Source organism: Microbacterium sp. LWH12-1.2, assembly GCF_040675825.1.
In the GTDB taxonomy this organism is placed as follows: domain Bacteria; phylum Actinomycetota; class Actinomycetes; order Actinomycetales; family Microbacteriaceae; genus Microbacterium.
The window spans coordinates 2,170,804-2,185,962 of record NZ_JBEGIJ010000001.1 but is presented as its reverse complement, the minus strand read 5'-3'; the positions used below and the strand labels follow the sequence as shown (position 1 = coordinate 2,185,962).

Here is a 15,159-nt window from a genome sequence, read left to right as displayed (position 1 = left end):
AATCTGCTCCGTGGGAACAATTTGGGAACAAGGGTGTCCCCATGACGCCTAGGCGACCCGTCTTACTGGAGTCGAGAGCGGCAGATTCGTCGGCTGGGCTGCCCACATATCCGGGAGCTAGGGCGTGTCTGACAATTGCCTGGTCCATGCGATGATGCCGTGGAGGATGACCGCGGCTCGGTAGGTGGTCGCGTGTTTGTCGTATCGGGTGGCCAGGCCGCGCCACTGCTTGAGGTGGCTGAAGCGGCGCTCGATGACGTTGCGGTTCCTGTAGTCGGCCGTGTCGAGCGCGACGGGGCGTCCGCCTCGTGATCCTCGGCGTTTGCGGTGACCCTTCTGGTCGTTGGGCTCGGGGATGACAGTCTTGATGCCGCGGTCGCGTAGGTGCGAGCGGATCGCGCGAGACGAGTACGCCTTGTCGCCGCGTACCGCATCCGGTCTGGTTCGTGGCCGGCCGATCTCACGCCCAACGCGCAGGTGCGACATGAGAGGCAGGAACATCGGCGAGTCACCGGCCTGACCGGGCGTTATCATGGTGACCAAGGGCAGCCCGTTACCATCGACGAGCTGATGGACTTTGGTCGATAGCCCGCCGCGTGAGCGACCGATGCCGTGGTCAGGCGGCTCTTCCCGCAGATTCGTGTAGTTCGACCCAGCCCCCTGTGAGGCGCGTCGTGTTCGTCGCGTGCTGATGTGCACGAGCGATCGTGGAGTCCACCGACAGCGACCAGTCCACCAATCCGGCGGCATCCGCGGCAGCGGTCAATCGAGCATGCACCTTCTCCCACGTGCCCTCCACCGCCATCCGGCGATGCCAGGTCCACACCGTCTGCCACGGGCCGAACACCTCAGGCAGATCCCGCCACGCGATCCCGGTCCGATACCGGTAGACGATGGCCTCGACCATCGACCTGGCATCGGAGAACGGTCGCCCTCGTCGCCCGGTCCGCGCCGGGAGCATCGGCTCGATAAACGACCACTGAGCATCCGAGAGCACTTGGAACCGCGACACCCGCTCAGGCTCCCAGCCCGTCACCCGCACTTCTGTCAGGCACACCCGAGTTCGATGCAGCAAGCGGCCTGGTCATATGAAAGTTTGTCATCGGCACACCGGCCGTCATGGGGTGTTGCTCGGCCTCCACGATGAAGCCGTGACGTTCGAAGAAGGGGCGCGCCGTGAGACTGACGTCGGCCGAGAGCGCGATGGCACCAGTGGCCCGCGCCTCGGCTTCTAGCAGCGCGAGCAGCGCAGAGGCCAGGCCGCGACGAGCATGACGCGGCGACACGAACATCATGTCGATGTACCCCGTCGGGCTCACATCGGAGAATCCTGCGATCGCATCATCCACGACGCAGACGTAGCTGTTGCGGCCCTTCATCGCACGGTCCCAGTCGCTCTCGTTGCGTTGTGCCGGACGCGCCCATGCGGCGATCTGTTCGGTCGAGTAATCAGCTGCCGCGATCACCGTCACCGCATCAATGAACACCGCCAGGGTCGCGCGTGCGTCCTTGCTCCGGTACGGACGAATCTCGACATCGGGGTTCTCGTTCACTCGACCATCTTCGCAGGACGCATCCACGCTCGCTCCGGCCAACCGATCCGTGACCAGTGTCAACTGCGCCGCCGTCGCATTCGACGGCATCATCGCCAGGACCACGCAATTGTCAGACACGCCCTAGTTGTACCCGGCTATGAGGTTGGTTCCGTTTTGGGTCTTGTGAAAGGGGAGAACTTCCGGGCTTAGTGGAGATATCTGACGTCCTCACGAACTCGGAGGTCTCGTGTCCCACCGTAAGCCCGCCTGACCGGTGCATGGCGGGTTGCTCATCGTCCACCGCGCTGTGCTGGGTGGAAGCAGGCGCATTTTGCCGCCGCAAGGGGGCGTCTCCACGCTGCGTGAAGCGGTGGCTGGATCGCTATCGCGCCGTGGGTGAGGCCGGTTCCCCACGACCGATCCTCGCGCCCGCATCACCTCGCCAATCGCACTCCCGAGACCGAGGCGGCAGCTGATCGCGATCCGGAAGAAGGAACGTATCGGGCGTGACGAGGCCGCGGCCCGGACCGGGTGCCGGCGCGGACGGTGTCACGCATCATCGCCAGGTGGGGGTTGCCTCCGCTCGCCGATCTGGACCCCATGGCCGGCGAGCGGATCCGCGCGTCGAAGACCACAGCGGTCCGTTACGAGCGCGAACGTCCAGGTGAGCTGGTGCATATGGACGTGAAGAAGCTCGGTCGCATGCCTGACGGCGGCGGCTGGAAACTCACGGCCGAGCGATAGGCTCCACCAGTGCTATCGCTGATGCTTCGCAGGCCTCTTAAGCGCCTTGCGTCGCGCCTTGTCCAGACAGCGGCCCATTCGAACAATCCCCCACTTTCTTTTAGAGCCGCTGACCACCGCACGACGGCGGAAACTCGCAATCATTGAGGCACGGGGAGTGCCAGCATCACCGAGTCAGGCCCGATGATCGGAGGACGAGTCGCGTTGATATGACAAAGGCTCCGCCGATGGCGGAGCCTTTGTCATACCGCGCGTACCGGTTGGATTGAGTACGAACGCCAGGATATCGACCCCGGCAGTTGCCGGGTTCCCCGATCCGTCTGGGATCCGTGGAGCCGAGTTCAATGGCGCCCGGGGCGACGTCACGCGTTGTCGAAGGCCGCCTGGAGTTCGCTCGACTCGATCTTGCGCATCTTGAGCATGGCCGCGGACACCGCCTGCGACTTGGCAGGGTCGGGGTCGTCGAGCAGCTCGAAGAAGAGGTTCGGGAACACCTGCCACATGACGCCGAACTGGTCTTTCAGCCATCCACAGGGCTTCTCCTCGCCACCGTCGGTGAGTTGGTTCCAGTATCGATCGACCTCGTCCTGGCTATCGCAGCGCACCTCGATCGACATTGCGTCGGTGAACGGATCGCCCGGTCCAGCGTTCAGCGCGGTGAAGGCCCGGCCGCCGAGTTCGAAGTCGACGGTCATGATCGATCCGGCGTCGTCTGGGGAGCTCGGGTAGTGCCGGATCTGGTTGATCCTGCTGTCCTCGAAGATCGAGGTGTAGTACTCCGCTGCCTCCAGAGCCTGTGTATCGAACCACAGGAACGTGGTGAAGGTGGTCATGATGCTTCCTTTCGTGGGTGTTGGGCGTTGGGTGATGGATGGACGATGGGCCCTAGCGGTGATATAGACGTGATCGGGACAGGTGACGGCCGTGCTCATGGATCTGCGCGCCGCGGCACTGCGGTCGACGGGAGGTCACGCGACGGCGCGACCATCGCGGCGCGTCGCGTTCGGCGCCGGTCCAGGAACGTGAGCAGGTCGAGGACGGGATGGCGCAGCGAATCGTCGACCACCGGGGCATCTGGCAGCGCGCTCCAGACCAGGTCACCTTTCATCGGACGACCGGATTTCGGTGTCAGTGCGATGTTGTTCATAGTTCGCCTCGTTTCATCTCGCTTGCGCTTTGCGACGACGCCTGGGATCACCGACATCAGCGCGGGTTGGTGGTGCGCCACGTCACGTAGTGGTCGACGGCGCGGGCGACATCGAACTCCGGCGCGAAGCCGGTTTCCTCCACCAGGCGGGCGATGTCGAGATACGGGTCGGTGCCCGGGCCGCGCTGTCGCCCGTGCCGTAGTTCGATTCGCGTGCCGTGCGCGGTTGCTTCCAGGGCCTGCGCGACCTCGCGATTGGTGTAGCGCCGTCCGCTAGACACGTTGTAGGTGTCATGCCGAAGGCTTGGGGCGGTGGTCAGGAGTGCGATCGCTCGGCCGGCGTCGGGCGCGTAGCAAAAGTCGCCACCATCGTCGGCATACAGGGGCGGGGGCTGCTCACCGCGGAGGAGCGCGCCGGTGTAGGACGGGATGAAGTTGAAGGGCGACTCTGGGGCCATGAGCGGTCCCCAGGTGCTCCCGACCCGGAGCAGAATCGGCTGCACGCCACTGCCTCGAAGCACGTGGGTCGTGATCGGCTCAACGGCCTTCTTGAGCGCGACGATCAGGTGTGGCAACTCTGCGGGCGGCAATGCGAGCTCTTCGTGCCAAGGGATCTCGGTTCGGCCGGAGTACACGCCGATGCTGCTGGCGACGGCGAACCGGCGTACTCCCCAGATGCGTGCGGCGTCGAGTGCGTTGAGCAGCCCGGTCATGTCCGAGCGAATGAATGAGACAGGATCCGTTCCGGGAACGCTCCCCGCCAGATGGACTATGTCGCTGACGTCGTAGCGGTCGCCGAGCGCCAGGAACGCGCTGCGATCGGTGACGTCAAGGGCCTCCACGGCGACGCGGCCCACAAGGAACGACGGCAGTTCGACGCTTCGATGGCCGGTCACCACGACGTCATGCCCCAAGTCGACAAGCACATCAGCGGCATGGGCACCGATCATTCCGAGACCTCCGGTGACGAGAATCACATTCCCACCTCTTCTCAACGTGAACTCCTTGGGTCGCTGCCTCTTCGCTTCTGGGTCTGGTGACTTGTCTCGATTCTCAAAGCTCGGGGACACGGGAGTAAGAACCAAACCACACCGTTTTGATAAGTTGGGCGAATGAATCTCGATTGGCGCGAGGTCGAGGTGTTTCTGGAGGTCGCGCAGGAACTTCACTTCGGCCGGGCAGCAGAGAACCTGCGCCTTTCCCAGGCGCGAGTCAGCCAGACCATCAAAAGCCTCGAAATGAGGATCGGTGCACCACTTTTTGAGCGCACCACTCGGCGAGTCTCACTAACGAGCATCGGGAACGGTCTCCTGAAGGAACTGCACCCAGCGCGTGAAGCCGTCATCAACAGCTTCGCGCATGCAATAGACCAAGCCCGCAGCGCATCCGGCACGGTCACCGTCTCCTTCTTCAGCACCCTCGCTGCGCGCGTCGCCGTCGACATCTTCACCGAACTCGCGACTCGCCATCCCGGAATGACCGGTGAACTCCGCGAGACTCCGCTGACCGACCCGTGCCAACCGTTGCGGGATCACGAGGTCGAAGTCGCCATCACCCAATTCCCAGTGAACGAGCCCAGCATCACGTCGGGACCGGTGATTCTCCGAGAACCGCTGGTGTTGGGCGTCGGAATCGACCATCCCCTTGCCTCACGTGAGTCCGTCACGCTCGAAGAACTTGGGGATGTCCAAATCTTCCGACCCGGCGGCTCGCCCTCCCGGCATTGGCTCGAGAACTATCTGCCGTGGAACACGCCCGGCGGCCGGCCGATAGCTCGCGGGCCCTCTGTAACCACGTTCCAACAGATGCTCGCCCTGATCGCCAATGGAGAGGGGGTGAGCCCAATGGGTGCGCACAACGCCCGGTACTACCCTCGGCCGGACATCGCGTACGTACCCATCAGCGACGCTTCCCCCCTCGAATTCGGTCTCGCCTGGCTGACCAGCAACGAAAACGCTCGAATCCGTGCATTCGTCGAGACCGCCGTCCTGGTTGTCGAGGGATGGGGTGGCCCGTCCGCGGCCGCGCGGAGGTAACAGAACGGCACCGCCGCCTGGGCTTTAGTGTGAAAACGGATAACGGTCTTCACCAGCAGAAGTCGCGTTACCCGTTGCGAAGTCAGCAATCACCCTCCCCGCTCAGACGGGCCGTTATCGGGGTGCGTGCATGGGTCTTTGCGAGGATTGAACGCTAGCGGTGCATGACGCCCACGCTGTTTGGGATTGGCTCGCGGCGCGGCACGGTTCGGGGTCCTCGAGCGCCGAATATGAAGAAACGGATAACGGGATTACCCATCAAAGAGCTCAAGCCCGCAGTGCGCTGCGCAGCCATACGGCATCCCCCAGGCCACATCAGTCTCCATGAGGCCCACCGACTCGTGGATCGCCTTGTCTCGAAGACCATGATGGCCACTGCGCCCCTCCCGCTCGAGGTCTCCGCATGGACGGTGGCAACCATGCGGAACGGCTGACTGCATCGGCTCCCCGTTATCTGGCGGCACACTGATAGGGGTCTTCATTTCAACTGGAGCATTCTTCGACCGTTCGTACAAATACGATGTGGTCATGGCCGAGAATCTTATTCCGACCGTTGTCGATGACGACGCAGAGCACCCGGGTGCTGCCCCACGTCGGGGGCGCACGATGGGACTGGGCAGTCTTGCTCCCCGATTCGGCGAGCCTGAGCATCTGGTGTACTTCGATCTGCTCGAACGGGCCATCGCGCACGACGACACCCGGAATATCGCCATCGTCGACGCGCACACCGACATGGAGTCAGGAGTGGTTGGCGGCAAAGCCGTCGTGGTCCTCTAGCTGCCGAATGAGTACTCGGCTCCGTCGCCCCCGCGTTGCGTTCACGCGGCTGCGGTGACGCGGATGAGCGAGCGCTGCCAGCCCGACGATCCGTCGGGAGCGATCGGTGCGCGTTCCTCGATCTGGAGGTCGCCGTTCTTGTTCACCGCGCGGACGGCGACGTAGTGCGTGCCGGGAGTCGCGTCCCACTCCATGAACCACTGCACCCACGTGTCATCGTTGATGGGCGTCGACATGGTGGCGGGCATCCACTCGCCGTCGTCGATGCGCACCTCCACGCGCTCGATCCCCACGGACTGCGCCCAGGCTACGCCGGCAAGGGGGATGGTTCCCGCCGGAACGGCCTGGCCGATGCTGGGGGTGTCGAGCCGGGAGGAGAACTTGATGGGCGCCTGCGCGCTGTACCCGCGCGGAGTCCAGTAGGCCTCGTCGTCGGCGAAGGTGGTGACCTTGAGCTCGGTCAGCCACTTCGTCGCCGACACGTAGCCGTAGAGCCCAGGAACAACCATGCGCACCGGGAAGCCGTGCTCGAGCGGGAGCGGTTCGCCGTTCATACCGACCGCCAGGATCGCGTCGAGGTCGTCGTCGGTCAAAGCCGCCAGCGGTGTGCTCGCGGTGTATCCATCGACGCTGCGCGACAGCACCATGTCGGCGCCGGCCTTCACCCCGGCCTTCTTCAGCACGTCGCGCAACGGCACGCCGAGCCACATCGCGTTGCCGACGAGCTCGCCGCCGACCTCGTTCGAGACGCAGGTCAGGGTGATCGCGTACTCGTCGAGACCCATGTCGAGGATGTCCTGGAACGACATCTCGATGCGCTGGTCGACCATGCCGTCGATCACGAGGCGCCAGGTCTCGGGATCGATCGTCGGAACGGTGAGGGCGGTATCGACGCGGTAGAAGTCCTCGTTCGGCGTGAAGAGGGTGCTCAGGCCTTCGATGTCGAGTTCTGCCCCCTTCGGAACCGTCACCTTCGTGCGCGCCGCCGGGAGTCTGAGAGCGCTGCGGATCGAATCGACCGATCCCACCGCCATGCTCACGGTGCGCGCCGTGATGCCGACGATGACGGCGGATGCTCCCGAGATCGCGGCAAGCATGAAGAAGCGGCGGCGGTCGAAGCCCTTCGGGGCGGCTGGGTTCTCGGGTATTGCGTCGGTCAGAGTGTCATCCGACCGCCCCCCGAGCGCCGTGTTCCGCCATGTGCGCAGGCGACCGATGAGCAGGATGAGGATGAGCGCGCCCGCGATCGTTCCGAGGAGGGGCGGTACGAATGCGAGCGGCGTCACGCCGGCGCGGGTGACGATCGCAGCGGTCGACAGCACGCCCGCGATGATCAGTGCGACGACGCCGAGCGGCGGGCGCACCCATTGCAGCACGCCGGCGATCGCCGAGGCGATGACCACGGCGAGGCCGAGCCCCGCCAGCAGGGCGATCTTGTCGTACTCGCCGAACGTGGCGATCGCGAACTCCTTGAACGGCTGCGGCACGATGTCGATCACGAAGCCGCCCACCGCCAGGATCGGACTGGCCGCGCGCGCGAAGAGCAGTGCGAACAGCTCGGCGGTCGCCAAGAAGACGGCGCCGCCGATCACGCCCGCGAGGGCAGCCCACGCGATGAATCGTCTTCCGCTGCGGCGCTGGGCCATGATCGTCTCCTGTCCACCGGGGTGTTCCCTGGTTGTTCGGAGGCGACGCCCGAACGGATCGGACGACCTGCCCGTGCATCGGTAGCTGTGGCATCCGAAAGCAGCTAGCGCCCCACGGATGCCGCGCCATACGATCCAATGAGATCGCTCACCATGGAGGAGGCCGTCGATGACGCAGCACACGCTCGAGCTACCAGAGGTCGACCTCGTTTACGACGTCCACGGACCACTACCGACGGTGGATGGTCGTCCGCCGCTGGTCATGATCGGCCAGCCGATGGACGCGAGCGGTTTCCAGGCCCAGGTGAAGCTTTTCGAGGATCGCACCGTCGTGACCTACGACCCGCGCGGACTGGGCCGGAGCACGCGGAAGGATGGCGAAGTCACGAACCGGCCGGAGACTCAGGCTGAGGACGTCCACGCGATCATCGAGGCGCTCAATTCCGGACCTGTGGAGATGCTCGCCAGCAGCGGTGGTGCGGTGACCGCGCTCGCGTTGGTCACGGCGTACCCGCACGACGTATCGACCCTGGTCGCGCACGAACCGCCGATCGACTGCGTGCTGCCGGATGCGGAAGCAGTCCAGCGAGCTCGAGTGGCCTACACCCAGGTGTACCAGGACAGGGGCTGGGGCGCCGGGATGGCAGCGTTCATCGCGATGACCTCGTGGGAGGGCGAGATCACGGACGAGTACCTCGCCCAACCCGCGCCGGATCCGGCCGCATTCGGGATGCCGACCGACGACGACGGCACGCGGGGGGACCCGCTACTGTCGGACCGGTCCTGGGCAGTGTGCCTCCATGAGCCAGACCTCGAGGCACTGAAGGCGGCGCCGACCCGCATCGTCGTCGGCGTCGGTGAGGAGTCACTGAAGGTCTACACGGGTCGGACTGCGATCGCCCTGGCTGAACAGCTCGGCCAGCAGGCGACGGTCTTCCCCAGCCACCACGGCGGCTTCATGGGTGGCGAGTTCGGCTACGCCGGCCAGCCCGAGGCCTTCGCGGCCAAGCTCCGCGAAGTACTGAACCAGCCATAGACGCTGTTCCTCGGGACTTCGACGTGAGAGGGTTCGGGTCCGTGACCCCCGTAAATCCCCAGGTCATCCGGGAGCGCCGTCTGCCCGCGGCAGCAGGTCGAGGTCGGGATGCTTGTCGACGAGGGCGCGCACGGCCTCGATGGTCGCCTGCACTCGGCGCAGGGGAAGCCCGATCTCCGGAGCGATCATCCAGTAGGCGCGCTTCACGGCGAACGACTCCGGCAGAACGGGGACGAGGCGCGGTTCCCGCTCTCCGATGAATGTGGGAAGCGGTGCGATGCCCAGCCCGTTGATCGCCGCCTGGACCTGACCGGTGATGTTGTTGCACTGCACGCGAGCGTGTGCCCCGGCGAGAATCGTGTCGAGCAGTCGTAGCGGCCGCACGTCCAGCATCGAATCGATGTACCAGATGACGCTGTGTCCGTCGATCACGTCCCGTGTGCTCGAGGGTTCGCCGTTGCGGCGGAGGTAGTCGGCGGAGGCGTAGAGCCGCAGCTCGTACTCGGCGAGCGGTGCGGCACGCACGGTGGGGACGCTCGAGGGCTCGAGTGAGATCGCCACGTCGAAGTCGCGTGCGGTGACGGCGCCCTGACTCGTCGCCGTCGAGATCTCGAGTGTGAGATCAGGGTGCTGGTCCCGAAGATCAGCGAGGCCGGGAATCAGGACGTAGACGCCGAATCCATCCGGTGCGAGCACGCGGATGGCCCCGCTCAAGGTCTGCCGGGATGTCGAGAGCTCGTCGACCGCGGCGAGCCGAGCGTTCTCGATCGCTTCGGCGTGGGGGATCAGTATCTCGCCGGCCGCCGTGAGCTGCCAGCCGTGTCGTCCGCGATCGATGAGCCGGCTGCCCACGCTCTGCTCGAGCCGCGCAAGTCGACGTGACACGGTCGTCTCGTCGAGTTGCATGCGGCCGGCGACGGCGTTGAGTCGCCCCGTACGCGACAGCTCCAGCAGGATGCGGAGATCATCGGTGTTCATCCCCGCAGGCTACTGCATTTCTGCAGGTCAGCCTGCGGAAACTGCCATTGACGCCTGCGGTCCTACAGGAGACGCTGAGGCGTGCCCGCATCCGGGCGACAGTACGGAGGAGTGAAGCATGGTTTTCCAGGTCGCGGTCCCTTCGGATCTCCGCATCGGCGGCGGATCCCTCGCACAACTGCCCGACGTGCTGCGGCGCCTCGGTTCTGCTCGGCCATTGATCGTCACCGATGGGTTCCTCACCGGCAACGGCACGGCCGATCGAGTCGCCGCTCTGCTCCGAGACGCGGGCCTGAACCCTGCGGTCTTCTCGGGTGTGGTGCCCGATCCGACCACGATCTCGCTCCGCGGTGGACTGGAAGCCTCGAAGGAGCACCAGGCGGATGTCCTCGTCGGGCTGGGCGGCGGGAGTCCGATCGACACCGCGAAGGCGCTCGCCGTGCTCGCCGTGCGCGGCGGCGAGCTGCGCGATCTCAAGGCTCCGTTCAGCTATGACGGGCCCGCTCTCCCCGTCGTCGCCGTGCCTACGACGGCCGGTACCGGCTCAGAAGCGACGCGGTTCACCGTCATCACCGACAGCGACACGGGAGAGAAGATGCTGTGCGCGGGCCCGTCGTACCTCCCGGTCGCCGGAATCGTCGACTTCGAGCTGACCATGAGCATGCCCCCTCGCCTCACCGCCGACACCGGGATCGATGCGCTCACCCACGCGGTCGAGGCTTACGTCAGCCGTCATCGGAATGCCTTCTCCGACTCTGTCGCCCTTCGCGCGATGACCATCATCGGGCGCAATCTGCGCGCGGCCTATCGTGACGGCGGTGACCGAGACGCCCGCGCCGCGATGATGGAGGCGGCCACACTCGCCGGCATCGCCTTCTCGAACTCGAGCGTCGCGCTCGTCCACGGCATGAGCCGTCCGCTCGGTGCGCACTTCCACGTGAGTCACGGCATGTCGAATGCGATGCTCTTCGCCACCGTCACCGAGTTCTCGCTCGGCGTCGCCGACGACCGCTACGCGGACTGCGCCCGCGCTCTGGGGCTGGTCGACGACAGCATCGCGGATGCGGATGCCGCCATCGCTCTGGTCGACGAACTCCGCGCGCTCGCGACCGAACTCGCGGTCCCGACCCCGGAGGAGTTCGGAGTCTCGAGCGCGGACTGGGCGGCACTCGTCCCCACCATGGCCGAGCAGGCGCTGGCCTCCGGGTCGCCGGGCAACAACCCCCGGGTGCCGACGGCATCCGACATCGAACGCCTCTACCACCGCGTCTTCGACGGCGGCATTCGATGACGAACCACAGCCGAGAACATCAGAAAGGCATCACCGCCGTGACCACCACAGACATCCCCGTCATCTCCCACTGGATCGACGGCGCCGAGAGCGCCTCGACGAGCGGCCGCACCGCGCCCGTGTTCAACCCCGCCACGGGTTCGCTGAGTGCGCATGTCGCACTCGCCGACCAGGCGGAGATCGACGCCGCAATCGCCTCGGCCAAGCGCGGCTATCAGATCTGGAGCGGATACTCGGTCGCGAAGCGCCAGACCGTGCTGTTCGCCTTCCGTGAGCTGCTCAACGCCCGCAAGCAGGAACTCGCCGAGATCATCACCGCCGAGCACGGCAAGGTCGTCTCTGACGCGATGGGCGAGATCCTCCGCGGCCAGGAGGTCGTCGAGTTCGCCACCGGCTTCCCGCACCTGATCAAGGGCGCTTTCACCGAGAACGCCTCCACCGGCATCGACGTCTACTCCTTGAAGCAGCCGCTCGGCGTGGTCGGCGTCATCAGCCCGTTCAACTTCCCGGTGATGGTGCCGATGTGGTTCTTCCCGATCGCGATCGCCGCCGGCAACGCGGTCGTGCTCAAGCCGTCGGAGAAGGACCCGTCTGCCGCTCTGTGGATGGCGCGGCTCTGGAAGGAAGCCGGTCTGCCGGACGGCGTCTTCACGGTGCTGCAGGGCGACAAGCTCGCCGTGGACGGGCTGCTGGAGAGCCCGGATGTGAAGTCGATCTCCTTCGTGGGCTCCACGCCCATCGCGCAGTACATCTACGAGACGGCGTCGAAGAACGGCAAGCGAGTCCAAGCACTCGGCGGTGCGAAGAACCACATGCTCGTGCTGCCGGACGCCGATCTCGATCTGGTCGCCGACCAGGCCGTCAACGCGGGATACGGTGCCGCGGGGGAGCGGTGCATGGCGATCTCGGTCGTGCTGGCCGTGGAGCCGGTCGCCGACGAGCTGATCGAGAAGATCTCCGAGCGCATCAGTCGACTGCGGATCGGAAACGGGGCCGGCGACTCGGCAGGTGAGCCCGACCTCGGCCCGTTGATCACCGGTGTGCATCGCGACAAGGTGTCGGGATACGTCGACATCGCCGAGCAGGACGGTGCCACGATCGTCGTCGACGGGCGCGGTTGCTTGGTCGACGGGCACGAGGACGGGTTCTGGTTCGGACCGACCCTCATCGATGCGATTCCGACCACGTCACGCGCCTATCAAGAGGAGATCTTCGGGCCGGTGCTCTCGGTGGTCAGGGTCGAGTCCTTCCAGGACGGGCTCGATCTGATCAACTCGGGCGCCTTCGGCAACGGCACGGCCATCTTCACCAACGACGGCGGCGCGGCCCGCCGGTTCCAGAGTGAGGTGGAGGTCGGCATGATCGGCATCAACGTCCCGATTCCGGTGCCGGTCGCGTACCACTCGTTTGGCGGATGGAAGGCGTCGCTGTTCGGCGACGCCAAGGCATACGGCGTGCACGGGTTCGACTTCTTCACTCGGGAGAAGGCGATCACGAGCCGCTGGCTCGACCCGGCGACCCACGGCGGCATCAACCTCGGATTCCCCCAGAACGACTGAACGACCTGAAGAAGCCCCGGCGGGAACATCCTGCCGGGGCTTCTTCGCGTGTTCACGCAGAGGGCGTTTCAGCTCTGCGCATCCTGGTGCTGTGCGTCCCAGAAGCCGTGAAGAACCGTGGCGAGGTCGCGCGAGACGCGGAAGCGGCGATCGTAGTGCGCCGACATGACGGCGTCGGGCTGGTAGACGTGCCTCGTGCGGGTCATGCGTGCGGCTGCGGCTTCGAAGTCGGGGAACACCCCGGCGCCGACACCCGCGCTCAGCGCCGCTCCCAGCGCGCCCGTCTCGTCTTCGGCCGCGACCGCGATCGGGAGGCGAAGGCAGTCTGCGAGCATCTGCCCCCACACCGCACTGCGGGAGCCGCCTCCGGAGAGGGTGGCCTTGTCGATCTGCGCTCCGGCGTCGCGAAGACGTTCGATGTGCCGGCGGTGCTCGAACACGACGCCTTCGAACAGCGCCCTGATCAGGTGTCCCTCGCCGTGCCAGCCGGCCACTCCGTTGAACCCGGCGCGATGCTCGGCGCCCTGCGGTGATCCGTAGAGGTACGGGTGGAAGTACGGATCGTCGATCCGGGGGGCGACCTCGGCCAGCCGCAGATGGCAGAAGCCGAAGGGATCGTCGTGATGGCTGCCTCGTTCGACGAACTCGCGGACGTACCACTCCAGCTGCGACGCCGACGTGGCGCTGTTGTCCATGATCATGAATCGCTCGGGTCCGAAGGCGGCGACCATGAGGACGTCACGGTTCACCACCGGCTCCTCGGCCAGGTACTGGTTGACCGACCAGGTTCCGGCGATGATCGAGGTCGCGCCGGTCTCGACGACGCCCGCGCCGAGCGCACTGGCGATCACGTCGAAGAGTCCGCCGACGACCGGCGTGCCTTCAGCGAGACCCGTCTGGGCAGCCGCATCCGCCGTGACCGTTCCGGCGATCTCGGTCGGATCGACCAGCCGCGGCAGAAGCGTTCGCAGTCCGGCTAGGCCGTAGAGAGCGAGCAGCTCGTCGTCGTACCGGCATTCCGGCATCTTCAGCAGTCCCGCTCCGGACATGTCCGAGATGTCGCTGACCTTCTGCCCCGTGAGCTTGAAGGTGATGTAGTCCTTGCACATCAGGAGGGTGCCGGCGCGTTCGATCACGTCGGGGCGGTGCTGCCGCATCCAGGCCAGCAGGACAGGGGTCTGCGACGGCCACGGCTCCTGCAGCGCAGCAGCGTGCAGAGCATCGCCGTGGGCGACCGCCAGCTCGCCGGCGACGCCGGCCGCACGCGTGTCCAGCGACTGGATCCCGACGAGCGGCCGATCGTCGTGATCGAGGAGATAGAGGCCGTTGCCGTGCCCGGCGCATCCGGCCGCCACGATCTGGCGGGGATCGATTCCGGCCGCGACGATGCAGTGCTGCAGGGCCTCTCGCGCGTTGCGCCAGAGCTCTTCGAGATCCCTCTCCACGTGCCCTGGCTCCGGGGTCGTCGATTGGCCGTCGATCGCATACGACGCGACCCGTTCGCCGTCGAGATCGAACAGCACGGCCTTGATGACGGTGTTGCCGACGTCGATTCCGAGCAGGTACTGCTTCTCGTCAGCCGGCATTGTAGATATCCCACGCTTCGGCGCCGGAGGCGCCCCGGTGGACGATCCCCATCAGTGCGTCGACGACGGCCTTCGGGTTCTCGTGCTGGTAGATGTTGCGGCCGTATACGAGTCCGGATGCGCCCTGCGCCATCAGGGCCGCCGACTTCGCCAGCACCGACTCGAGTCCTTCCTTGCCGCCGCCTCTGACCAGCACCGGCACGCGGGCGGCTTCGACGACGCGATGGAAGTCCTCGGGGTCGTCGGTCGGGTCGGCCTTGATGATGTCGGCACCCATCTCGCTGGCGAGGCGCACGAGCGTCACGATCTTCTCGGCGTCGCCGTCGACCTGGTAGCCGCCTCTGACGTCGTTGGGCAGCATGACCAGCGGTTCGATCATGAGCGGCATCCCGTACTTGGCGCAGGAAGCGCGGACTCTGCTGATGTTCTCGACGCACTGGCGGAAGAGCTCTGGTTCGTCCGGCAGCATGAAGAGATTCACGACGACGCACGCCGCATCCATCTCCAGCGCCCCGATGATCGGCTCGTCGTGGTTCTGCAGCATGGACCACATCACCCGGTGCTTCTGAGCGTTGTAGGGGTTGCCCATGTCGATGCGCATGACGAGTGCGGGCTTGTCCTTGCCGGGGGCGGACTGCAGCAGGTCGGCCTGTCCGTATGCCATCTGGATGGCGTCGGGCCTCGCATCGATCAGTGACGAGACGACGCTCGGCATGTCTTCCAGTCCGACCAGGAAGCCGGGCTCGTTGCACACTCCGTGATCGATGGCGACATCCAGACAGCCCCCATCGCTGAAGAGACGGTTCATCCTCGCAAGGTTGCTC

14 protein-coding genes and 1 pseudogene are annotated in these 15,159 nt (G+C 65.8%); 6 read left to right on the top strand and 9 right to left on the bottom strand.

Annotated features, from left to right (window positions below):
* Positions 1-117: 117 nt before the first annotated feature.
* Positions 118-1,012 (bottom strand): IS5 family transposase gene (locus tag MRBLWH12_RS10610; RefSeq protein ID WP_363548768.1). Its coding sequence is split into 2 segments (ribosomal slippage): positions 118-660 and positions 662-1,012, totalling 894 coding nucleotides; the frame shifts between segments, so codons are not numbered across the junction.
* A gap of 4 nt (positions 1,013-1,016) precedes the next feature.
* Complete coding sequence (locus MRBLWH12_RS10605; RefSeq protein ID WP_363548766.1) at positions 1,017-1,553, bottom strand: GNAT family N-acetyltransferase; 537 nt, start codon at positions 1,551-1,553, stop codon at positions 1,017-1,019.
* 256 nt (positions 1,554-1,809) lie between these two features.
* Between MRBLWH12_RS10605 and MRBLWH12_RS10600 the strand changes: the two are divergent.
* A pseudogene (locus MRBLWH12_RS10600) lies at positions 1,810-2,261 on the top strand (helix-turn-helix domain-containing protein); the annotation flags it as partial.
* A gap of 380 nt (positions 2,262-2,641) precedes the next feature.
* Here MRBLWH12_RS10600 and MRBLWH12_RS10595 read toward each other — a convergent pair.
* Genes MRBLWH12_RS10595 through MRBLWH12_RS10585 form a run of 3 tightly spaced genes read right to left on the bottom strand, consistent with a single transcriptional unit; the run spans position 2,642 to position 4,403 of the window.
* Positions 2,642-3,211: a VOC family protein gene (locus tag MRBLWH12_RS10595; RefSeq protein WP_363548764.1), complete on the bottom strand. Its 570-nt coding sequence runs from the start codon at positions 3,209-3,211 to the stop codon at positions 2,642-2,644.
* Entirely contained in the window at positions 3,208-3,426 is a 219-nt protein-coding gene (locus tag MRBLWH12_RS10590) for a hypothetical protein (protein WP_363548762.1), read from the bottom strand. Before MRBLWH12_RS10590 ends, MRBLWH12_RS10595 begins: the two co-directional genes overlap by 4 nt.
* 56 nt (positions 3,427-3,482) lie before the next feature.
* Positions 3,483-4,403, bottom strand: coding sequence for an NAD-dependent epimerase/dehydratase family protein (locus MRBLWH12_RS10585; protein ID WP_363548760.1), 921 nt, complete (start codon positions 4,401-4,403; stop codon positions 3,483-3,485).
* Positions 4,404-4,538: 135 nt separating this feature from the next.
* Here MRBLWH12_RS10585 and MRBLWH12_RS10580 point away from each other — a divergent pair, with 135 nt between their 5' ends.
* Together MRBLWH12_RS10580 and MRBLWH12_RS10575 are read left to right on the top strand one after the other, a co-directional pair.
* Positions 4,539-5,462, top strand: coding sequence for a LysR family transcriptional regulator (locus MRBLWH12_RS10580; RefSeq protein WP_363548758.1), 924 nt, complete (start codon positions 4,539-4,541; stop codon positions 5,460-5,462).
* 528 nt (positions 5,463-5,990) lie between these two features.
* On the top strand, positions 5,991-6,239 hold the full coding sequence (locus tag MRBLWH12_RS10575; protein ID WP_363548756.1) for a hypothetical protein: 249 nt from the start codon (positions 5,991-5,993) through the stop codon (positions 6,237-6,239).
* A gap of 41 nt (positions 6,240-6,280) precedes the next feature.
* Here the strand turns inward: MRBLWH12_RS10575 and MRBLWH12_RS10570 are convergent, their stop codons facing one another.
* Complete coding sequence (locus MRBLWH12_RS10570) at positions 6,281-7,885, bottom strand: molybdopterin-dependent oxidoreductase (protein WP_363548754.1); 1,605 nt, start codon at positions 7,883-7,885, stop codon at positions 6,281-6,283.
* Positions 7,886-8,054: 169 nt separating this feature from the next.
* Here MRBLWH12_RS10570 and MRBLWH12_RS10565 point away from each other — a divergent pair, with 169 nt between their 5' ends.
* A complete protein-coding gene (locus MRBLWH12_RS10565) occupies positions 8,055-8,921 on the top strand; it encodes an alpha/beta fold hydrolase (protein WP_363548752.1) in 867 nt (288 codons plus the stop codon).
* A 63-nt stretch (positions 8,922-8,984) separates the two neighbouring features.
* Here the strand turns inward: MRBLWH12_RS10565 and MRBLWH12_RS10560 are convergent, their stop codons facing one another.
* Positions 8,985-9,899, bottom strand: a complete 915-nt coding sequence (locus MRBLWH12_RS10560; RefSeq protein WP_341978006.1) for a LysR family transcriptional regulator — start codon at positions 9,897-9,899, stop codon at positions 8,985-8,987.
* A gap of 118 nt (positions 9,900-10,017) precedes the next feature.
* Between MRBLWH12_RS10560 and MRBLWH12_RS10555 the strand changes: the two genes are divergently transcribed.
* Positions 10,018-11,190 carry an iron-containing alcohol dehydrogenase gene (locus tag MRBLWH12_RS10555; RefSeq protein ID WP_363548750.1) on the top strand — a complete coding sequence of 391 codons (1,173 nt, stop codon included), beginning with the start codon at positions 10,018-10,020 and terminating at the stop codon, positions 11,188-11,190.
* Positions 11,191-11,228: 38 nt separating this feature from the next.
* A complete protein-coding gene (locus MRBLWH12_RS10550) occupies positions 11,229-12,749 on the top strand; it encodes a CoA-acylating methylmalonate-semialdehyde dehydrogenase (RefSeq protein WP_363548748.1) in 1,521 nt (506 codons plus the stop codon).
* Positions 12,750-12,817: 68 nt separating this feature from the next.
* Here the strand turns inward: MRBLWH12_RS10550 and MRBLWH12_RS10545 are convergent, their stop codons facing one another.
* Positions 12,818-14,335, bottom strand: coding sequence for an FGGY-family carbohydrate kinase (locus MRBLWH12_RS10545; RefSeq protein WP_363548746.1), 1,518 nt, complete (start codon positions 14,333-14,335; stop codon positions 12,818-12,820).
* On the bottom strand, positions 14,325-15,143 hold the full coding sequence (locus tag MRBLWH12_RS10540; RefSeq protein ID WP_363548744.1) for a class I fructose-bisphosphate aldolase: 819 nt from the start codon (positions 15,141-15,143) through the stop codon (positions 14,325-14,327). The genes MRBLWH12_RS10545 and MRBLWH12_RS10540 overlap by 11 nt, the downstream gene beginning before the upstream one ends.
* Positions 15,144-15,159 lie beyond the last annotated feature (16 nt).

Excerpts from the sequence above, each read along its gene's own strand:
- MRBLWH12_RS10580 (WP_363548758.1), top strand. The coding sequence starts at position 4,539 with ATGAATCTCGATTGGCGCGAGGTCGAGGTGTTTCTGGAGGTCGCGCAG.
- MRBLWH12_RS10565 (WP_363548752.1), top strand. The coding sequence starts at position 8,055 with ATGACGCAGCACACGCTCGAGCTACCAGAGGTCGACCTCGTTTACGAC.
- MRBLWH12_RS10555 (WP_363548750.1), top strand. The coding sequence starts at position 10,018 with ATGGTTTTCCAGGTCGCGGTCCCTTCGGATCTCCGCATCGGCGGCGGA.
- MRBLWH12_RS10545 (WP_363548746.1), bottom strand. The coding sequence starts at position 14,335 with ATGCCGGCTGACGAGAAGCAGTACCTGCTCGGAATCGACGTCGGCAAC.
- MRBLWH12_RS10595 (WP_363548764.1), bottom strand. The coding sequence starts at position 3,211 with ATGAGCACGGCCGTCACCTGTCCCGATCACGTCTATATCACCGCTAGG.
- MRBLWH12_RS10575 (WP_363548756.1), top strand. The coding sequence starts at position 5,991 with ATGGCCGAGAATCTTATTCCGACCGTTGTCGATGACGACGCAGAGCAC.
- MRBLWH12_RS10560 (WP_341978006.1), bottom strand. The coding sequence starts at position 9,899 with ATGAACACCGATGATCTCCGCATCCTGCTGGAGCTGTCGCGTACGGGG.
- MRBLWH12_RS10590 (WP_363548762.1), bottom strand. The coding sequence starts at position 3,426 with ATGAACAACATCGCACTGACACCGAAATCCGGTCGTCCGATGAAAGGT.
- MRBLWH12_RS10570 (WP_363548754.1), bottom strand. The coding sequence starts at position 7,885 with ATGGCCCAGCGCCGCAGCGGAAGACGATTCATCGCGTGGGCTGCCCTC.
- MRBLWH12_RS10540 (WP_363548744.1), bottom strand. The coding sequence starts at position 15,143 with ATGAACCGTCTCTTCAGCGATGGGGGCTGTCTGGATGTCGCCATCGAT.